The 17756-nt window shown below is 48.8% G+C and carries 13 protein-coding genes; 4 read left to right on the top strand and 9 right to left on the bottom strand.

Annotated features, from left to right (window positions below):
* Positions 1 to 109: 109 nt before the first annotated feature.
* From AR333_RS16050 to AR333_RS16030, 5 genes are all read right to left on the bottom strand, one after another.
* Entirely contained in the window at positions 110 to 2512 is a 2403-nt protein-coding gene (locus tag AR333_RS16050; RefSeq protein WP_156430934.1) for a DUF5704 domain-containing protein, read from the bottom strand.
* A gap of 943 nt (positions 2513 to 3455) precedes the next feature.
* On the bottom strand, positions 3456 to 4709 hold the full coding sequence (locus tag AR333_RS16045; RefSeq protein ID WP_068776373.1) for an S-layer homology domain-containing protein: 1254 nt from the start codon (positions 4707 to 4709) through the stop codon (positions 3456 to 3458).
* 348 nt (positions 4710 to 5057) lie between these two features.
* Complete coding sequence (locus AR333_RS16040) at positions 5058 to 6668, bottom strand: extracellular solute-binding protein (RefSeq protein WP_068776463.1); 1611 nt, start codon at positions 6666 to 6668, stop codon at positions 5058 to 5060.
* 70 nt (positions 6669 to 6738) lie between these two features.
* Entirely contained in the window at positions 6739 to 7620 is an 882-nt protein-coding gene (locus AR333_RS16035; RefSeq protein WP_068776372.1) for a carbohydrate ABC transporter permease, read from the bottom strand.
* A gap of 15 nt (positions 7621 to 7635) precedes the next feature.
* Positions 7636 to 8541 (bottom strand): sugar ABC transporter permease, encoded by a 906-nt coding sequence (locus AR333_RS16030; RefSeq protein WP_068776371.1) that lies wholly within the window; start codon positions 8539 to 8541, stop codon positions 7636 to 7638.
* A gap of 213 nt (positions 8542 to 8754) precedes the next feature.
* On the opposite strand from AR333_RS16030, the gene AR333_RS16025 reads away from it, so the two are divergent.
* Entirely contained in the window at positions 8755 to 11010 is a 2256-nt protein-coding gene (locus tag AR333_RS16025; protein ID WP_068776370.1) for an AraC family transcriptional regulator, read from the top strand.
* A gap of 52 nt (positions 11011 to 11062) precedes the next feature.
* On the opposite strand, the gene AR333_RS16020 is transcribed toward AR333_RS16025, so the two are convergent.
* Together AR333_RS16020 and AR333_RS16015 are read right to left on the bottom strand one after the other, a co-directional pair.
* Complete coding sequence (locus AR333_RS16020) at positions 11063 to 11434, bottom strand: hypothetical protein (protein ID WP_068776369.1); 372 nt, start codon at positions 11432 to 11434, stop codon at positions 11063 to 11065.
* A 277-nt stretch (positions 11435 to 11711) separates the two neighbouring features.
* On the bottom strand, positions 11712 to 12293 hold the full coding sequence (locus AR333_RS16015) for a GbsR/MarR family transcriptional regulator (protein WP_068776368.1): 582 nt from the start codon (positions 12291 to 12293) through the stop codon (positions 11712 to 11714).
* 255 nt (positions 12294 to 12548) lie between these two features.
* Here AR333_RS16015 and AR333_RS16010 point away from each other — a divergent pair, with 255 nt between their 5' ends.
* The 3 genes from AR333_RS16010 to AR333_RS16000 are packed head-to-tail and all read left to right on the top strand — an operon-like array spanning position 12549 to position 15485.
* Entirely contained in the window at positions 12549 to 13748 is a 1200-nt protein-coding gene (locus AR333_RS16010) for a glycine betaine/L-proline ABC transporter ATP-binding protein (protein WP_068776367.1), read from the top strand.
* Positions 13745 to 14578, top strand: a complete 834-nt coding sequence (locus AR333_RS16005; protein ID WP_068776366.1) for a proline/glycine betaine ABC transporter permease — start codon at positions 13745 to 13747, stop codon at positions 14576 to 14578. The genes AR333_RS16010 and AR333_RS16005 overlap by 4 nt, the downstream gene beginning before the upstream one ends.
* A 46-nt stretch (positions 14579 to 14624) precedes the next feature.
* A complete protein-coding gene (locus AR333_RS16000) occupies positions 14625 to 15485 on the top strand; it encodes a glycine betaine ABC transporter substrate-binding protein (RefSeq protein WP_068776365.1) in 861 nt (286 codons plus the stop codon).
* A gap of 523 nt (positions 15486 to 16008) precedes the next feature.
* On the opposite strand, the gene AR333_RS15990 is transcribed toward AR333_RS16000, so the two are convergent.
* Positions 16009 to 16839 carry an RnfABCDGE type electron transport complex subunit D gene (locus tag AR333_RS15990; RefSeq protein WP_068776363.1) on the bottom strand — a complete coding sequence of 277 codons (831 nt, stop codon included), beginning with the start codon at positions 16837 to 16839 and terminating at the stop codon, positions 16009 to 16011.
* Between the two features lie 12 nt (positions 16840 to 16851).
* Entirely contained in the window at positions 16852 to 17748 is an 897-nt protein-coding gene (locus AR333_RS15985) for a YqaJ viral recombinase family protein (RefSeq protein ID WP_068776362.1), read from the bottom strand.
* Positions 17749 to 17756 lie beyond the last annotated feature (8 nt).

Here is a 17756-nt window from a genome sequence, read left to right as displayed (position 1 = left end):
GTCGCACCCGCCTCTGTGGATGGCAGGCAGAACCTGAGCCAGGACATCTTTACGTTCCTCCTCTGCAAGTGCCGCACTTACCTCAGACGATTTTTCTCTTTTTGCTACATCAGTGGGTTCCATTTGAACTGAAATCATCATAACTGGACCGATCTCCGTGGTAAAAAACAACATCACCATCCATCAATTGGAACAGGTTCCCTTGGCTGTCTTGAATCCTGGACTGGAAGCCTTCCATCCGCCATTGGTTGTTGAGCGGTCCGTTGATGTACTGCAAATGTGGCTGATTGACATCAGCGTTACGGATTGTCTCTATATTGAAGTTCACGATGATATATCCGTTCCGCAAAAAAATTGACGACTGGTCGTCGAGCGTATGCTTCCGGCCGTACTCGGCGAGATTGGTCCCCTTCGGCACTGCATACACGGCTGAAGGCAGACTGTATTCTCCGTACCACTTTTGATCCGAGGCAAGCACGCGTGCTTTATTAACCTCCTGCGGGATATTCTGTGTGCTGCCAATCAGCGTCCGCAAGGTGTAAGGAAGCATCATCCAGTCATACTTACCCACTCGGACCGGCTGACCCGCTTTCTTGAGGTAATCGGCGATGAAGCCGGCACGGCTAAGACCTCCCGTTTGAGCAGAAGAGTCTTGATCGTAAATATAACCTGCTGTCTGCTCTATCTCCTGCTTCGTCACATTGCGCAGCCGTTCATTCAGAATGACAAACCGTTTCTCTTGATCCTCCGGAGAGCCAATCCGGATGAATGGCCGCTCTTGGGCATGATAGTAGAGATCAATCGGCTGGCGCCGGGAGCCGTCTTTGTTCACAAAGGTAAAAGTCGGTGTTATACGGATGCCGTCCCGAAGATCAAACATATTGCCTTTTGTTTTCAAGTCAAACTTGAAATGGTAGCCGGTTTTGATCACAATATTCTGGTAGCCCTTCTCCGTATGGCTGCCGGGATGGATCGGCAGGGTAAAGGGATACCCGGTAGAGCGCGGCTGACCGTCAATCCTCTGATTACCTACCCAATATTTCGTGCCGGTCGGTACGGCACTCCTTGTTCCCTTACGGAATACGGTTTCCCAATTATAATCTGCGATGTCCGTAATCTTGAAATCATACACACGTCCGATTACATCTACCGGGATGATATCGGCCGCTACATGATTCAGTAAGGTGAGATTCGCATCACGCTCTGTTGTGAATGATCCGGGGGCATTCTCCGCAATGGATCTGAACATAACCTCATAGAATCCTTCCTCTACCCAAACCGGCATATAAAAGGTTGTTGTCAGCTGGCCCGACGGAATGTCCACCCAAGTCTGTTTGGGGATAAACTTCATAGCAGCATCATAAACGTCGAATGGGAACCAAACCTGCTTAAGCCGGGTATATTTCGCATAGTCACGATTTCCGTAGCCGGGAAAATCCCGGTGCTGTCCTGTAGTCGGAAGCGTTACGGTGAAAGGGCGATCCAGTATGAGAGCAGAACGATCATAGGCTGGCGCGGTTTTCTGATTGTGCTCGCGGTCATCCGATACGGATGCATACATTACGACTGGCGTATGAACAGTAACGGGGTTGATGCCGGAGATGCCGAATTCCTTATCGGCGCCGCCTTTGATATTTCCCGGGAGCAGGTTGTAGTTGATTTGCCCGGTTGTGGGCTGATTGGCTTGATTCACGAGGGATTTGTTGACGATATAGCCGCTTCCATATAGAGTATCCGGGGAAATGGCGTTCGGATTGGGTATGGATATCGGCGCCGGAGCAGCCGCATTCTGGGGCTTGTTGTCCATAATCGTCGTTTTGTTGAAAATAACGAGGTCATTGTTTACTTGGTTCGCGCCTACAACGGATTCGGCAGCGGATTGAAAAATCTGCTCCACATGATTGGGCACAGGTCCCGATGCATCCGGCAAATTAATATTTTGGCAGGGAGCGGCCCTGACATGCTGCTCCACACTGTCTTTGTTGTCAGTTTGCAGAGTAGGAACATCGTAACCGTTAGGTTGTAAAGTGACTGCGCCTCCATAGCCGCCCAATGCGTAATTTCGGAGAGTGGCCTGCTGAAGCCGATAGACTTCGAGGTTGTCAATCTGCCAATAGGAATACGGCCTTTTAACTGTCATCATGCGTTCAACTGGAATTCGGATCGGAGGAGGGGCGGGACCGCCAGGGGCTGGAGGAACGAAAATGACATACGTTTGCCGGACGTTGACCTTATAAGTCACTTCGCCCGTCATATTGGCGAACTTGTTCTGAAACAAATAGCTTATCCCAAAGACATTCGCGTAAAGGCTCTCCGAAGTGGGAATTCCCTGCCGGATATTAAACGCTTCTGCTCCGCGCCGGTCTGCAAGCAGTACAGCCGAAGCGGCCGGGTCCATTACACCTCCCGAGTTAACGGTTCCTTTGACAGGTACGCCTATTCTGATATCGCAATCGGTTGTAGTCGGCGGAGTACCGCCACCGTCATCATCAAAGTAGGCGACCAGTTCCATCTGCGGATAGCCGTAGGCTTTGGCTTTGTAGGTGATGTTCCACTGGTTATAGTATCTAATAACTAAATCGCCATCAGGACTCTTTCTAGGCGGTTGTTCTGGTGGAATAACATACTGAGCTTTATAGGAAAAGTTGAATAATTTGTTTTGAAGATCAAATTTCTTTCTATCTTCGGGAATATCAAGAATATCTATTGAACGTAGAGATCCACCCTGAAGTGGATCAAAATATTCAACATCCGCTGTTAAGGCTGCGACCTTATCTATCGGAAATTGGATGTTTTGATTTTTTGAACTATCAGCAAACAAGAGTGAGTTAATATGAATATTGATTTTTCTTATATCCCAAGCAATATGACCTTCCGTTGAAGAAAGTCCGTTGTTTAATTCATTATCAGTAGGATATCTAGGAGGATTAGCACCTAAAAAAGGTACCGAATGTATTAATGCTTCGGGTTGCGGAGTATCATTGATATCTTTATTCCAGTGATAAAATCGGATCCCATCATAATCATATTGCCATAAACGCTTTCGCTGAGGTGCACGAAACCACTCGAAATATCCTAGTTCACTTTCTTCCACTTCTTTAAGATCAAATACTTCTCCCCCGACCTTCAAATGATATGTATTCGGAGATGTTATTGTTAAATCTCTAATTTCTTGCTTATCAAATTTATTTCTTAGAACAACCCTCTTTAATATTTTCCCGAAGGGGGTCTCTACTTTTTGTAATCCGTAATCCATTTTATTTATTGAAAAGTAGTAAATTAAATCTTTTGTCTGTGCGCTTCCTTCATTTGCAATAGAAGTTGAAGTATCAAACCAAAAGTCTCCTAATATCTTTTCAGTTGGCGTGGTATTTGCTTGCGCAGGAGTAATTATAATATTGAAAAGTGACAATATTATAATCGATAAACTTAAATACTGTTTCCAAATCTTATATTTAAATACTTTCATCAATTTTAGATCCGTAAACTTTGATTGGAGATATACCAAAATCCGCTAATCTATAGAAAGTAATCGGATTTATTTCAGAGCTAACCAAGTTTCCTTTTGGGAGTATATGACCATTTACATATTCATAAACTCCTACCCCATTTATAGTTACTACCCCAGAAGATCCAGTGTCATAACCGTAGGTATCTTTAATATTTAATGCCGTTAGTTGATAGAGTACTCCAGCTTTTGGAGTTAGGCTAGGATCCTTTAGAGTCTGGTTACGGAGCGCCAATGTACATGCTCTAGCTCTAGTAATCCCATAAGGGTTATCTTTAACCACCAACTTATTCAATGACAAAACAACAAATGATTCGTTAGGAATTGGATAAGTTTTCCGATCTATTGCATCAAACCACTTAGTCCCGTCCGGCAGCAAATGACGGTTCGGATCATTAGGATCCTCCATATCTATCACTACGAACTTCTCCACTTCACAAGTAAAGTTACCGTCCCCGCCCGAAACTTTTAGATTTTTGTAGTCGATATCCGAGTATGACTGTGCCGCACTAAAATACCGCGGAAGCATCGTCACAATATTCGTCTTATGCCAAGCAATCTCTGCGCTCGATATCGCGTACTTATCCGCCGGCAGGGTGCCTCCGCTTCGTACGGTTTGAATACGGCTGATAACGGTGACGGATTGTGCCCGATTCGTATTCTCCTCGAGGCCAAGCTTTCCGGCGTGATCCATCCCCTGAATCAATCCTGCCTTGGTTGCCAGGTACATCCACTTCTCCTCAATGGGAGTATCCTGTCCGATAGCCCGCACGGCGACTTTCGCCATTTCCTGACGGCTCATGGGAGCATTGAGGTCGTCATCCGCGAAGTCTCCGTCCCGGTATATACCCGCCGCAGCCGCAGCATCCATAGCAGGCGCATACCACTGCGCACCATCAGCTTGACCCGCATCAATCCCAAGCGCGGCCACAGCCATTTTGACAAATTCAGCACGCGATACGTTCCGGCCTGGCAGGAAAGTTCCGTCAGCATAGCCGTCAATATAGCCCTGTTCCCTGGCTTTCTTAATCTCAGCCGCTGCCCAGTAATCACTGGATATATCGCTGAATGAGGCTTTTGTAGATGAATGGCTGCTCGCCGCATTCGTTACATGGGGTGCCGGACCTGCCTCTAATCCGAATGCAATCGCTCCCCCGCAAATAAGTCCGGTGATAATTGTACTTAAAATCCGTTTTTTCATATGTAGAGTTCTCCTTACTGGAATGGAATGTTCATAAAATTATTGTTTTACGGAAATCCAAATAAACCTGGCGACAACTCCTTCCACGGTTGTTTTTGAAATGAGAAAACGATTTTCTGACAGAGAGGGGTACTAAGAATGGCTTGTAAGGATGGGAAAATAAGAAGGCGATAAAAATGGAGAAGCATGAACTGCGAAAGATATTGCGGAATATTGCTGGAGGGGTAAGTCTCAAATCCTAGTATAAACTATCTTGTAAATTTTGGAAATAGTTAAAAATACAAGAAACGACATAAGGGCATAAAAAAGAGCAAACAAAGCGTGTTAGCTCCGTTTGCTCTTTTTATTTTACTTTGTGCTGTAACGGTCGTAAGCGGACTGGTAGGTCTTCATATAGGAATCGAGACCCATTTTCTGAATAGTAGCCACATACTTATCCCACTCGCTAAAAGGAACGGTTCCGTTAATAAACTTCGCTTCCATCTCTGTTATATAGGTGGTGATGTCTTTGCCCAAGGAAGACATGATCTCGGTTTCCTCTTCCGTGAAACTAAAACTGCTCCAGATCTCTTTAATCGCGTGCGGCTCGGCTTTCTTCGCTGTCGCCATAGCTTCAGGGAGGGTTTCGGAGCCTTTGAAATATTCTCCGCGCACGTAGCCCGGATAGCTTCCGCCCAGCCAAGTGAAATATTTGGCAAGAGCCTGATCCTGGGTTAGGCCTTGAGGGTTCTGCGTAATGTCCGGCACGTATTCGATCTTGCCGTCCGTTTCCTTATAGGTAACGTCCTTCTGCCCCAGGAAGTAGAACTTGGCCCCTTCTTCACTGAAGAAATAGTCCATCCAGCGGACGGTCGCTTCCGGATTCTTGTTTTTATTCGTGATCGCAAAAGCTCCGGTGTGAACCATGGGCGTTTTGATATGGGAATACATCTGTTCGCCGCCCGGACCTTGAAGAGCGCCAAGACCGATGTAGTTCTTCTGATTCATCAAAGTGGCCGGATTCGGAATGACGGTGGAACCGTACAGTCCCTGCTGTCCCCTAGCATAAAGGGCACTATCCTTAATCGTAAAGATTTCCTTATCAAAAAGCCCTTCTGCATGCAGCTTGTTCATATACTGGAGAAGTTCCTTGAACTTCGGATCGGTCTTAATAAAGCGAAGCTTTTGGGTGCCCGGATCGATGTCCACATACGGGTGTCCCAGACCCCGGTTCCCGAGTCCCCACGCCCCTTTGAGCTGGTTCATCAGATTCCCGATCCCCGTGCCTCCGTACGGGATTTCATCCTTCTGGCCGTTTCCGTTCAGATCGGTTTCTTTAACTGCTTTGAGATATTGATAATATTCCTCGGTCGTTGCAGGCTCTTTCATATTCAGTTTGGCCAGCCAATCCTTGTTAACCCACAGCGGCGTACCAATGAGCATGGACAGGAAGGACGGATCGTAGAAAGACGGGAAAGAGTAAATATTGCCGTCCGGCATGGTGAGGCCCTTCTTCAGATCCGGGTATTTCTCCAGCAGTTTCTTGAAATTCGGAGCATGCTGATCGATCAGATCATTGAGCTTGATGAACACGCCTTCCTTCCCGTACTTGGCGAGTTCAGTTGCCGATAACCGGGCCGAATAGAATCCATCGGGATAATCGCCGCCGGCCAGCAGCAAGTTCTTCTTCTCCGCCAGACTTTCAAAAGGAACCAGCTCAAACTTCACGTTTACATTCGTCATCTTGGCATATTCTTTCCAGACCATCACATCTTCAAATTTATTGCCGTTGGTGGGTGATTTCCCGGTAAAGAAAGTCAAATTAACCGGTTCCTTGACGATCGGCATACCAGTCTCGTTTACATTAGAGGCATTCGCCGAGTTTACTCCCTGTTCCCCGTCACTGCTCCCGCTGCATCCGGCAAGCAAACTACCTGTGAAGGTCAGCGTCAATACGAGTGCCATTCCTTTGGTACGCATCCACATCTTTTTTTCCTCCCCAAATGTAAAATAATCGGATGTTCATTTCTATCCGGCCGTGAGGCCTCCTTTAACCTTTGATGGCTCCAATCATGACGCCTTTCACGAAATACTTTTGTAGAAAGGGGTAAAGAATGAGCATGGGCAGATTAGCCACGATCACAGACGCATATTTGATCGCTTCCGCATCAAGCAGACTGTTGGACAGCGTCCCTTCCCGGACGTCCACCATTTCCTGCATCTCCCCCTGGAGCAGGATCTCGCGCAGAATAAGCTGCAGCGGATATTTGTCCCGGTCCGATAAATAGACCAGAGCGCTGAAATACGAATTCCAGTGCCCGACACTATAGAAGAGTACCATGACGGCAAGAATGGGTACCGATAACGGGAGCACAATCCGCCAAAGCGTCTGAAGGTTGGAAGACCCATCCATCGAAGCGGCCTCCTCGATCTCATGCGGAATGCTGTTCTGGAAAAACGTCCGCATGATCAGGATGTTCCATACCGATAAAGCGGAAGGAAGCACCATGGCCCAGAAGGTGTTCAGCAGCCCCAGGTTCTTGACCAGCAAATAGGTCGGAATCATTCCGCCGCTGAAAAACATCGTAAACACGATCATCATGGTGAAGAAGTTCCGGCCGTAGAAGTCTCTCCGGGATAACGGATAGGCGGCTGCAATCGTCATGACGAGATTAATGGCCGTCCCTGCTACCGTGTAGAGAAGCGTATTCCTGTACCCGATCAAGATCTCGGAGTTCTGGAAGAGCCGCTTATATCCGGTTAAGGTTAGATCGACCGGCCACAGCCACATCTGCCCTTGAAATACCGCTGCCGGGTTGCTCAGCGATGCCGAGAACACATATACTAGCGGATACAGGACGAGCAGGGAAACGAAGGCCAGCAGTACGGCAATCACGCCCGTTAACCATTTGTCCGAACGGGTTTCGAGCATAGCAAAGTCCCCTTTCTACCACAAGCTGGTCTGATTAACCCTACGGGCGATCCGGTTAACGAGAATCAGCAGGATGAAATTAATAACGGAATTAAACAAACCGACGGCTGCCGAGAAGCTGTACTGGGCCCCCAGTATCCCGCTTTTATAAACATGCGTAGAGATAACCTCGGAGGATGCCGTATTAAGCGAGTTCTGCAGGAGAAACACTTTCTCAAAACCGACGCCGAGTACCGTGCCTACCTCCAGAATGAGCAGAACCACCACAGTCGGCATAATACCCGGTAAATTAATGTGCCAGATCCGCCGCAGCCGGCTGGCTCCGTCAACTCTGGCAGCTTCATGTAGCTGCGGATCGATTCCGGCCAGGGCCGCCAAGTAAATAATGGAGCTCCAGCCCATATGCTGCCAGACACCGGACCAGACATAAATGGATTTAAACCATCCGGGTTCCGTCATGAATGAGACCGGCTCGCCGCCGAATGCCTGAATCAGCAGATTGACCAGACCGCTCTGCGGTGAAAGGAACATGGTGATCATACCCGCTACAACGACAGTCGATAGAAAATGCGGCGCGTAGGTGACCGTTTGAACAAATCGTCTGTAACCGGAGGAACGGACCTCATTGATCATGAGGGCAAGAAGAATCGGAATCGGAAAACCGACGGCTAATTGGTAGAGTCCGATGCCGAGCGTATTTTTAATCAGTCTCCAGAAATAATAACTGTCAAAGAATCGCTGGAAATGTTTGAGCCCTACCCATTCACTCCCCCAGATTCCTTTGGTCGCTACAAAGTTCTTGAATGCGATTTGGACTCCGTACATGGGCCCGTATTCAAAAACGAGGAAATAAACAACCACAGGCAGAAACAAAAGATACAGATCCGCGTTTTTCCGGATACGTCTGAGTACGATACCCAATGAGTTTCACCTTCCTTCCTGTAATGGGGTTAGAACCTGCGTTCCGTACTCCGATCTTACCTGGGGGAAGGTGCTCTGCCTATTCACTTATCTTTATTTATGCGGCTTTACGTACGTTTCTAAAAAAAGGGCAAGGATCAAAAAATGTGATCATACACTCGGTTAACATTCACCCTGTACAATAGACTTAACACAATTTAAGGAGTACGAGGCATGAATCTGACAAAGTCCAGACGATCTTCTTTTTTCTTCACCACTCTGCTCAGTTTTCTGGTCATCATTTTATTGTTTGTCACGTTTGCGCTGACCGCCTTTGCTTTCTTCAAATCCAAGTATCAAAGTGAGCTCATTACGAATAACCAATTGGTGCTCAAAAACACGGCCGAACGATACAGCACCCATTTCTCCCGGATCAAAACCGTTCTCTTCAATTATTATAACCATTCGGATGTGGTGGGCTTTAACCGGCAGTTAACGACCAAAACGGAGTCCGAAATCAATTACCTGCAGGCCAAAACGATAATTCCCGCCCTTCGCTCCGACGTAACGAATCCGCAGCTGTTCCTGGATAATATCATGATCCATTTCGGCTCCGGCTCCCTCGTCCTGGATAAAGAAGGAAGCAGCACAGCCAAGGAACAATTCGATCTTCTTTACACAAGCCGGGACTATCCCGCCGCTTACTGGGAAGAACTGCTGACCGAAATGAAGACTTTCACGATTCTGCCTGCATCCGTCTTCCAGCATGAGCCTAGCCAGCCCGATCATAAACGGCTGCTTCCTGTTTCCTTAAGACTTCCCGGAAGCAGATATTTGATCACTGCGTTTATGGATATCGGGAAAACCCAGCAGGCTTTTATGGGCGAGACCGATGAATCGCTGCGTTTTTTTGTGCTGGACACAGATGGAAGCGTTCTAATTCAGTCTGCCTATGATTCAAACGCGGATAAGCTACCTCAGAATCTGGCCAGTTCCGGTGTCATGCTGAAGGAAGGGATCTATTATTTCAGCCAGAAAGACGAGGAAGGCCTAACTTACATCACCGCGGTTCCCGATGCCAGCATGGCTGCTCAGCTGCGCAAGTTAAATTTCACCTTGCTGGTGATTTTTCTTATTTCGGTCGGGATTGCGCTAGCCGTGTCTTTCTACAGCAGCCGCAAGATCAGCCGTCCGGTCAAACAGCTCATCTCCTCCATTGAGCAGGAAGAAAACGCCGGAGCTCCGAGCGCTTTCCATGAATTTGCGGTCATTCAGCAGAAAATCCGTGATCTTAATGTCGAGAAGAATGAAGTGCGCAGCGAGCTGGCGAGCAAACAGTCGATTCTGACCCAGTATAATTACATCAACAAATTGAAGAGCATACATACGGACATTAACGAATGGAAAGAATTTCTGGCCCGTGATGAGAACTTCATGGTCATTCTCTATGAACTTCGGTTCCGTAACCACCCGGCTGGAGAAGCCCCTTTGTCTAACGACCGGCTGGCCTCCTATTACCGGAATCACCTGGATATGATTGTGACGGAGCGCATCCCGGCTTCTCATACGTTTCAAATGGAGAAAAATCAGATCCTGACCGTCATTAACGGCCCATGTGATAAAGAAACGCTAAATGAATGTATAAAGGAAATCCGTTCCATTTTCGAACATAACAAAGAGTATTGCCTCGCTACAGTCGCGGTCAGCTCCTGGTTCGAGCACTCTTCCCAGTTCAGCCATGCCTATCGCCAGGTACTGGACTTCGCAAGTCAAGCCAAGCTGGAAGACGAGACCCAGATCATGCTCGGAAGCCGCCCGATTCATGCTACGTTCGCCCTGAACCCTGCCCAAGATCAGGAGCTGAACGCTTGCCTGCAGGCTGGCGATGATGGAGGCGCCATGGAATTGGTCCGCCGTCAGCTTGATGAAATGATGGTCAAGGAAGCGAGCATCCACCAATTCCGGCATTTTGCAGAATCAGTCTGTACCAAAGTATGGAAGTTTATGGAGATTTATAAAATTGATCAAGGCGCCTCCTGGTCGCTTAAACCGCTGATGCAGCGGCTGCGGGAAAGCTGTACACTCGATGAATATACCCATGCGTTCCAGGAGCTTTTGTATACGGCCGCAATTCTTATTCATGAGAAAAAAGACGAACATGATCCAATCATCACGTTCGTCATGAATTCACTTCACACCAGATACGGAGAGGATCTTTCTCTGGAGAATTTGGCGGACCGGCTTCATATGTCGAGTGCTTACTTGTCCGTCTATATTAAAGAGAAAACCGGTAATAATTTCAGCGACCATCTGAACGTGATCCGGATCAACAAGGCTCAGGAGCTGCTGTCCGGTACAGAGCTGAATATTATCGATGTCGGCCAGCAGATCGGTTACCGCAATATTACTTCGTTCAACCGGATGTTCAAGAAATGGACCGGCAAAACACCGAGCGAATACCGCAGAAATACACGTCTGAGGGAAAATTAAAAGCAGCCCACAAAAAAACACCCCATAGGGGTGTCTGCATCCGCGTCTGCTGTCAATAGCCTTCCCTATTCAAAGCTTCCGTTAAATTCTCGGCAGCGATACGTGTACGTTCAAAAGCTTCGGTCGATTCATGGTCCGCCTCATTGGCCTTCTTAATCGCTTCGAGAGCCTTCAAAGTGGCTTCAGCGGCTTTCGCGGCGGCGTCCCGGCTGGCATGAATCAGTTTAGGCATGCTCGACGGATCTTTATTTTCTTGCACGATATCCGCTATTAATACCGCATGATCCGCTGCAGCGGTTGCTTCGAATCCAAGACGAATAGCATCCTGCCGGAGTGCGTACGCTTTGCTGTTCGCCTTGTTGGAGAGCTCTCTGGCCTCGTTCATAAGCACGACATAATCTGCAAGTCTTTCATTAGTCAACATACGCACCTACTCCTACCCCGGGAAAATAGACCTTTTTCCATTATTTTAATCCATTTTGGATAGGGTGAAAACCTGATCGCGCACGGATAAAAAGTTTATTTTTCGACAAAAAATTCAGGTTCCCGTATCTATTCAATCCGCTTACCGGCAAACTCGCCGCTTGGACACAGAAACTACGGCATGTTCCTATAGATTCGCCCGAATTAAAAAGACTGGGTAAGCTCTACGCTTACGCCAGTCTTTGTGTCCGATTTATATATGTACACGACAGCCGGGATTACTCTTCCTTGACGCCATCGCTTCGCTGCTCTTTGGGGATGAAATCGAAGATCCTGCCTGTCTCCAGCGTCTCAATCAGCCGGATCAGCCACTTATAATAATCAAGCGCCTGAGTGATTTTGAGCTCATCCTCCTGCAGCACGCCAAGAAGCGGTTCATTCGCTTCGTTCTCCTTCTTCATCTCCTCAATTTCGCGCAATGATTTATTTAACACATTCATATTCCCCTCAATGGCCTTGCGCCATTTAATCGAGAAATAATCACTAAAGTTCTGGTACCAGTCCGGTTCAACTTCGTAAAGGTCTTTCCGTGTTCCTTTGCCCCATACTTTATCGATCATTTTCAAATCCATCAAGGTCCGCACGCCCGTGCTCATGGATGTCTTGCTCATCCCCATCGATTGACTCAGTTCATCTAATGTTACCGGCCCGTTGTTAAAGTACATATACCCGTATAAATGTCCGATGGACAAGGTAATTCCATATAGGTCCATATTTTTGCCGATGGAGTCGATTACCCGCTCGCGGTTTTTTTGAATTCTTTGAATTTGCTCTGCTGTAAAGCCATTAAGATCGTTCATGGGGTTCCCTCCCGAGGATTAGGTCTAAGCCTGCAAACCTCTATTCTGTATTGTAATCAAACTACCCTTTAGAAGTAAAGAAGAAGCCCGGAAGGGATTCCAAGGAATACAGAGCATACCATACGTATAGTATGTAAAGTTAAAACTGTACGTACATTTATAAGCGTATATGAAGTTTGACGTTTAAAAAGTGAACCCTATACACTTGTGAGAAGTTAGTAAACAAGTTCAATAGACCCATGAAAGGAGGTCCACATGCCTATTATTGAGGTAAAAGAGCTTACCAAAGTTTTCGGGCAAGATCCCAAACGAGCTTTGCCATTGCTGAAGGACGGCTGGTCTAAAGAGAAAATTCTGAAAGAACATAAGCTGACAGTCGGAGTGAACAAGGCGGAGTTTGCGATTGAACAAGGAGAAATCTTTGTCATTATGGGACTCTCGGGAAGTGGCAAGTCTACACTGGTTCGCTTGTTGAACCGATTGATCGAACCGACCGGGGGTCAGATTCTGTTTAACGGGACCGATGTTCTGAAAATGAATCAAGAGCAGCTGCGCCAGTTCAGAAGAAAGAATATCGGTATGGTATTTCAGAAATTCGGGTTATTTCCCCATCGGACCGTCCTGGAGAATGCCGAATACGGCTTGGAAATCCAAGGCATAGCATCGAAAAAAAGAACGGAGCTGGCCCGGACCGCACTCAAATCAGTCGGCCTGGAAGGCTGGGAGAACAGCAAGCCCGATCAGCTAAGCGGAGGGATGCAGCAGCGCGTAGGTCTGGCACGTGTGCTGGCCAATGATCCCGAGATTCTGCTCATGGATGAAGCATTCAGCGCTCTGGACCCGCTTATCCGCAGAGATATGCAGGTCGAATTATTGGAGCTCCAGGCACGCCTGAAGAAGACCATCGTGTTCATTACGCACGATCTGGACGAAGCACTGCGAATCGGTGACCGGATCGCACTGATGAAAGATGGCGCGATCGTACAAATTGGTACGCCCGAAGAAATCTTGATTCAGCCCGCGAACAGATATGTGGAACGGTTTGTGGAGGACGTGGATTTGTCCAAGGTACTCACCGCTTCTCATGTCATGAAGAAGCCGGAGACAATCGCCTTAGAGCGCGGACCTCGTGTAGCCCTGCAGCTGATGCGCGACAGCGGGGTATCCAGCTTGTACATAACCGATAAAGGGATGAAACTTCTCGGCGTCGTTACGGCAGAGGATGCATCCCAGGCCATTAAAGATAATCAGACACTGGAAGCTGTTATGCAGCGCACCATTCCCAAAGCAAAGCCGGACACCCACCTCAACGAATTGTTCGAAATGATGGGGGAAGCCAAGCTTCCGGTTGCGGTAGTGGATGAGAATGAAAAATTAAAAGGAATTGTCATTAAAGGCGCCGTTCTATCCGCTCTGGCCGGCAATGCCGATCCGGGAGCAGGTGACGGATCATGAATTTCCCTAAACTGCCGCTCGGCAGCTGGGTCGAAGCGCTGGAGGACTGGCTTACTACGAATTTCGCTCCATTATTTGATGCGATCAAAGCCGTCATCGGATTCATGGTCGGAACCATTGAATCCGCGCTAACGGCTCTTCCTGCTCTCGTGCTCATTCTGATCATCACCGCACTGGCCTACTGGATCGGCAGATGGAGAATCGCGTTATTTGCGCTTATCGGACTTCTGCTCATCGATAACCTGGGCTTCTGGGAGCTCTCGATGCAATCGCTGGCGCTTGTGCTCACCGCCTCCATTCTCTCCATCGTAATAGGCGTGCCGATCGGAATTCTATGTTCGCGCAACACTTTGATGCAGAATATCATCACGCCCGTGCTTGATTTCATGCAGACGATGCCGGCATTCGTTTACTTGCTGCCGGCTGTCTCTTTCTTCTCGCTCGGCGTTGTACCCGGTGTAATCGCATCTGTTATTTTCGCGATTCCGCCGACCATCCGCCTGACCAATCTCGGCATCCGGCAAGTGCCGGAAGAGCTTGTGGAAGCTGCCGACGCATTCGGCTCCACACCGGCGCAGAAGCTGTTTAAGCTCCAGCTGCCGATAGCGATGCCTACCATTATGGCCGGTGTGAACCAGACCATCATGCTCTCGCTGTCCATGGTCGTGATCTCTTCCATGATCGGCGCTCAAGGTGTCGGCGCCCATGTATACCGGGCAGTCACGCAAGCCAAGACCGGCATAGGCTTTGAAGCCGGGATCGCCATTGTCATTATGGCCATCCTGCTCGACCGTTTGACGCAAAATATTTTCAAGAATAAAACCAACTAAACATACAGGGGTGTTTAAGATTACTTTTAAAAAGTGGAGTGTATGGTTGTCCGTCGTGTTAGCGGTATTCCTCGTGGCAGGCTGTTCGAATGGTACAGGGAGCGGAGAGAAGCAAAAGACGATTAAGCTTGCTTACGTTGCCTGGGACTCTGAAATTGCGAGTACGAATGTGGTTAAGCACGTCCTGGAAACTAAAATGAACTACAAAGTGGAGATGCTTCAGGTTGACGCAGGGCCGATGTGGGCCGGTGTTGCCGACGGCAGTGCGGATGCCATGGTAGCCGCCTGGCTGCCGAGCACACACGCCTCTTATGTAGAGAAATACAAGGGCAGCATGGAAGACCTCGGCCCGAATCTGGACGGAACCAAGACAGGATTAGCCGTGCCGGCTTATATGGATATCAAGTCCATCGAGGATTTGAAAAAACCTGAGGTTGCCAAATCTTTGAACAACCAGCTGATCGGGATTGAACCCGGCGCAGGTATTATGATGGCAACGGAACAAGCCGTCAAAGATTATGCGCTGTCCGAATACAAGCTCGTAGAGAGCTCATCGGCCGCCATGGCCCAAGAGCTTCAAAAAGCCTATGATCAGAAGAAACCGATCGTCGTAACCGGGTGGACACCTCACTGGAAATTCGCCAAGATGGATCTGAAATATCTTGAAGATCCGAAGAACGTATACGGCGGTGCCGAACAAATCCATACGATGGTACGTAAAGAACTCAAAGAAGACCAGCCTGCCGCTCATCAATTCCTCGACCAGTTCGAATGGACAGCAGAGGACATGGCACAGGTCATGGTAGCCATCCAGGAAGGCAAATCTCCCGAAGATGCCGCCAAGGAATGGGTCGAAGCTAACGCAGATAAAGTGAATACCTGGACCAAAGGGATTGAAGTCAAGTAATTGGCACCTTGGGCGGGAACGGAATCTGCCTATATCCAATAAGAAAACATAGCTGCCCGCACAGAAGCACCTGCTTCCGTGCGGGCAGCTATGTTTTTGCGGTTTCAGCGTGTATTCCGGCCGGCTCTCCCGGCCGTTCTTTTACTCCCGGATGAATGTATTAGTTGAAATGATCCCAAAAATCCCAATACTTCGAGTAAGGAGTACGCAGAAAATAACGCATCTGCAGGTGATCCGGCGGCAACTTATCCGTCGCCTGCTCCACTTCCTTGGACCTGTTGTCTGCATCAGGAGACTTATGCCGGCCGCTGCCGGCACACAACCGTTTGGTATTTGATTGCTTAGCACATGACTGCTCAGCGCACGATTGACCGGCAGAAGCCCGTCCGGCGCATGAATTCCTCACAGACGGCTGACACGAGTCTCCCTTCATTCTTTCTGTGCCGTCCGGCACAAAACCGTTGCAATTTCCATTCTTACACAAAATAATTCACCTCTATTTCCAGCTGGATGAAGGGACGCGTTACTGTGCAAGTGAGATTTGACGGGAAGCCCATATCCGGTAAGGAATTACCAGGACAAGACAAACCAGGAACAACGCGTAGAACTGCGGATTCGCAATCCGGTTAATCCGGAAGACAGCATCCAGCAGAGCTACCAGAAAGGCAAACAGGATACGGGCCTTCCGGGTCGAAGGGGTAGATTTGGGGTCGGTGATCATAAAAAAGGCAAACAGCTGCAGCGAAGCTCCCATCAGGGGTCCCAGTGCCGCCAAGAGTGGAGCCCCGAACAGGAAGTGCCTGACCAGTGCGAACAAGGTAAAACTCCCCAGGAAGGCTAACACTGAATCCAACCGGTTCGCCATGTAACAGACGAGAATCCCCAAACAGAGAATAACGAGCATAATACCGATCCCGTTCGTCCACTGCTTGGGTGTGCTGACCGCATACTGAGGGAGAAAGAACAGCATAAGAACCATCGCCACGTTGTTGGGATTAAACACATGACCGCCTTTAAAACGGATCATGTACTTAAGAGAAATAGCCAAAAATGAGGCAAGCGCATAAGGCCAGAGCAGGTTGGAGCTGAGAAGCAGGGAAATACCAATCCCGGTTATCACTGCGCTGAGCGGAAAACGCCAGGTTTTAGCTGTACAACGACACAAAATAAGCTCGGTGATCATGGTGCAGGCAACCGATACAAGTATAGCGTCCCATTTCTGAAAAAAACCGAGATATACTTGTCCGGCAATCGCGAAGCTGCCCAGAAACAGAAGAATAAAATACCTGGGATCGAGGCGGTAATCCCGCCAGGAAACGACTGGCCTCAGATCGGTTCTTATTTCATTACGCATGAAACCCCTCCGTCAATTGGACATGGTTACGACATCAAATCGTCTGTAGGAAGCATGGCGGCCCGATTTGCGGTGAATGCTCTTCCATTCCACTTTATAGCTGCCCAGAATCCCCTGCTCGCTAGTTCCCAAGAGGCCTTTGAGCACGTTCTCCGCCTCTTTCTTGCGCGCTAAGGCTTCCTTCTCATCCCGGGTTCCCTCCAGGTATTGGCGGATCCATTCCTCTGCGCTTCCCGGCAGCTTCAAAGGAGTTCCCGGAGAATCTCCGGCAGGGTACATCCGCTTCAACAGGCTCGCAGACGCTTCCGTCCCGTCGAAGGACGGCGGCGTTCTCGGCAGCACATGCTCGTTCCAGAAGCTGGACTCCGTCTTGATGAGCTGCTCGATCCGGTTATCGTCCCGCTCCAGCCGTACGGTACGGAATTTGTTGCCGCCGATGAGAACAGCCACCCACCAGTGGTCCGCGCCGGTGACCGCCATATAATGCTGACACTGGAAGGCCACCCGATCCGGCACCCGGCCGTCCTTCCATTCGTCCTTCAAAAACTCGCCTGTCGTTTTGCACAGCAGGCCGGCGCTGCTGCCGATAATCCACCGGTCAATGGTGGCCAGCATAAAGGGATGCTCCCGGTGCTGCAAGATCCAGTTCCTGCGCATCACTTTAAATCCGGTCGCTTCCGAGAACTCCCGGGCAATAAAATCCTTAAGCTTGCCTCCAAAACGGGCAGACTCTGTCACTTCCGTCTCCGGCAGTTCCCCGATTTTGTCGAGGTATACCTCCATCGCAGTCTTCCATCGGTCCACTCCACATATCGCTGCCGCATCGCTCCCCCCGACTCCTTTCCGGCGCCAGGACAACCATTCTTTATGCGAAATAGCCCGGGTGCTCACTACTAATTTGGCAGGCATCGTATCCC

Source organism: Paenibacillus sp. FJAT-26967 (genome assembly GCF_001541095.1).
In the GTDB taxonomy this organism is placed as follows: domain Bacteria; phylum Bacillota; class Bacilli; order Paenibacillales; family NBRC-103111; genus Paenibacillus_F.
Note: the sequence above shows the minus strand (reverse complement) of the source record. Positions and strands in the feature narration are given on the sequence as shown.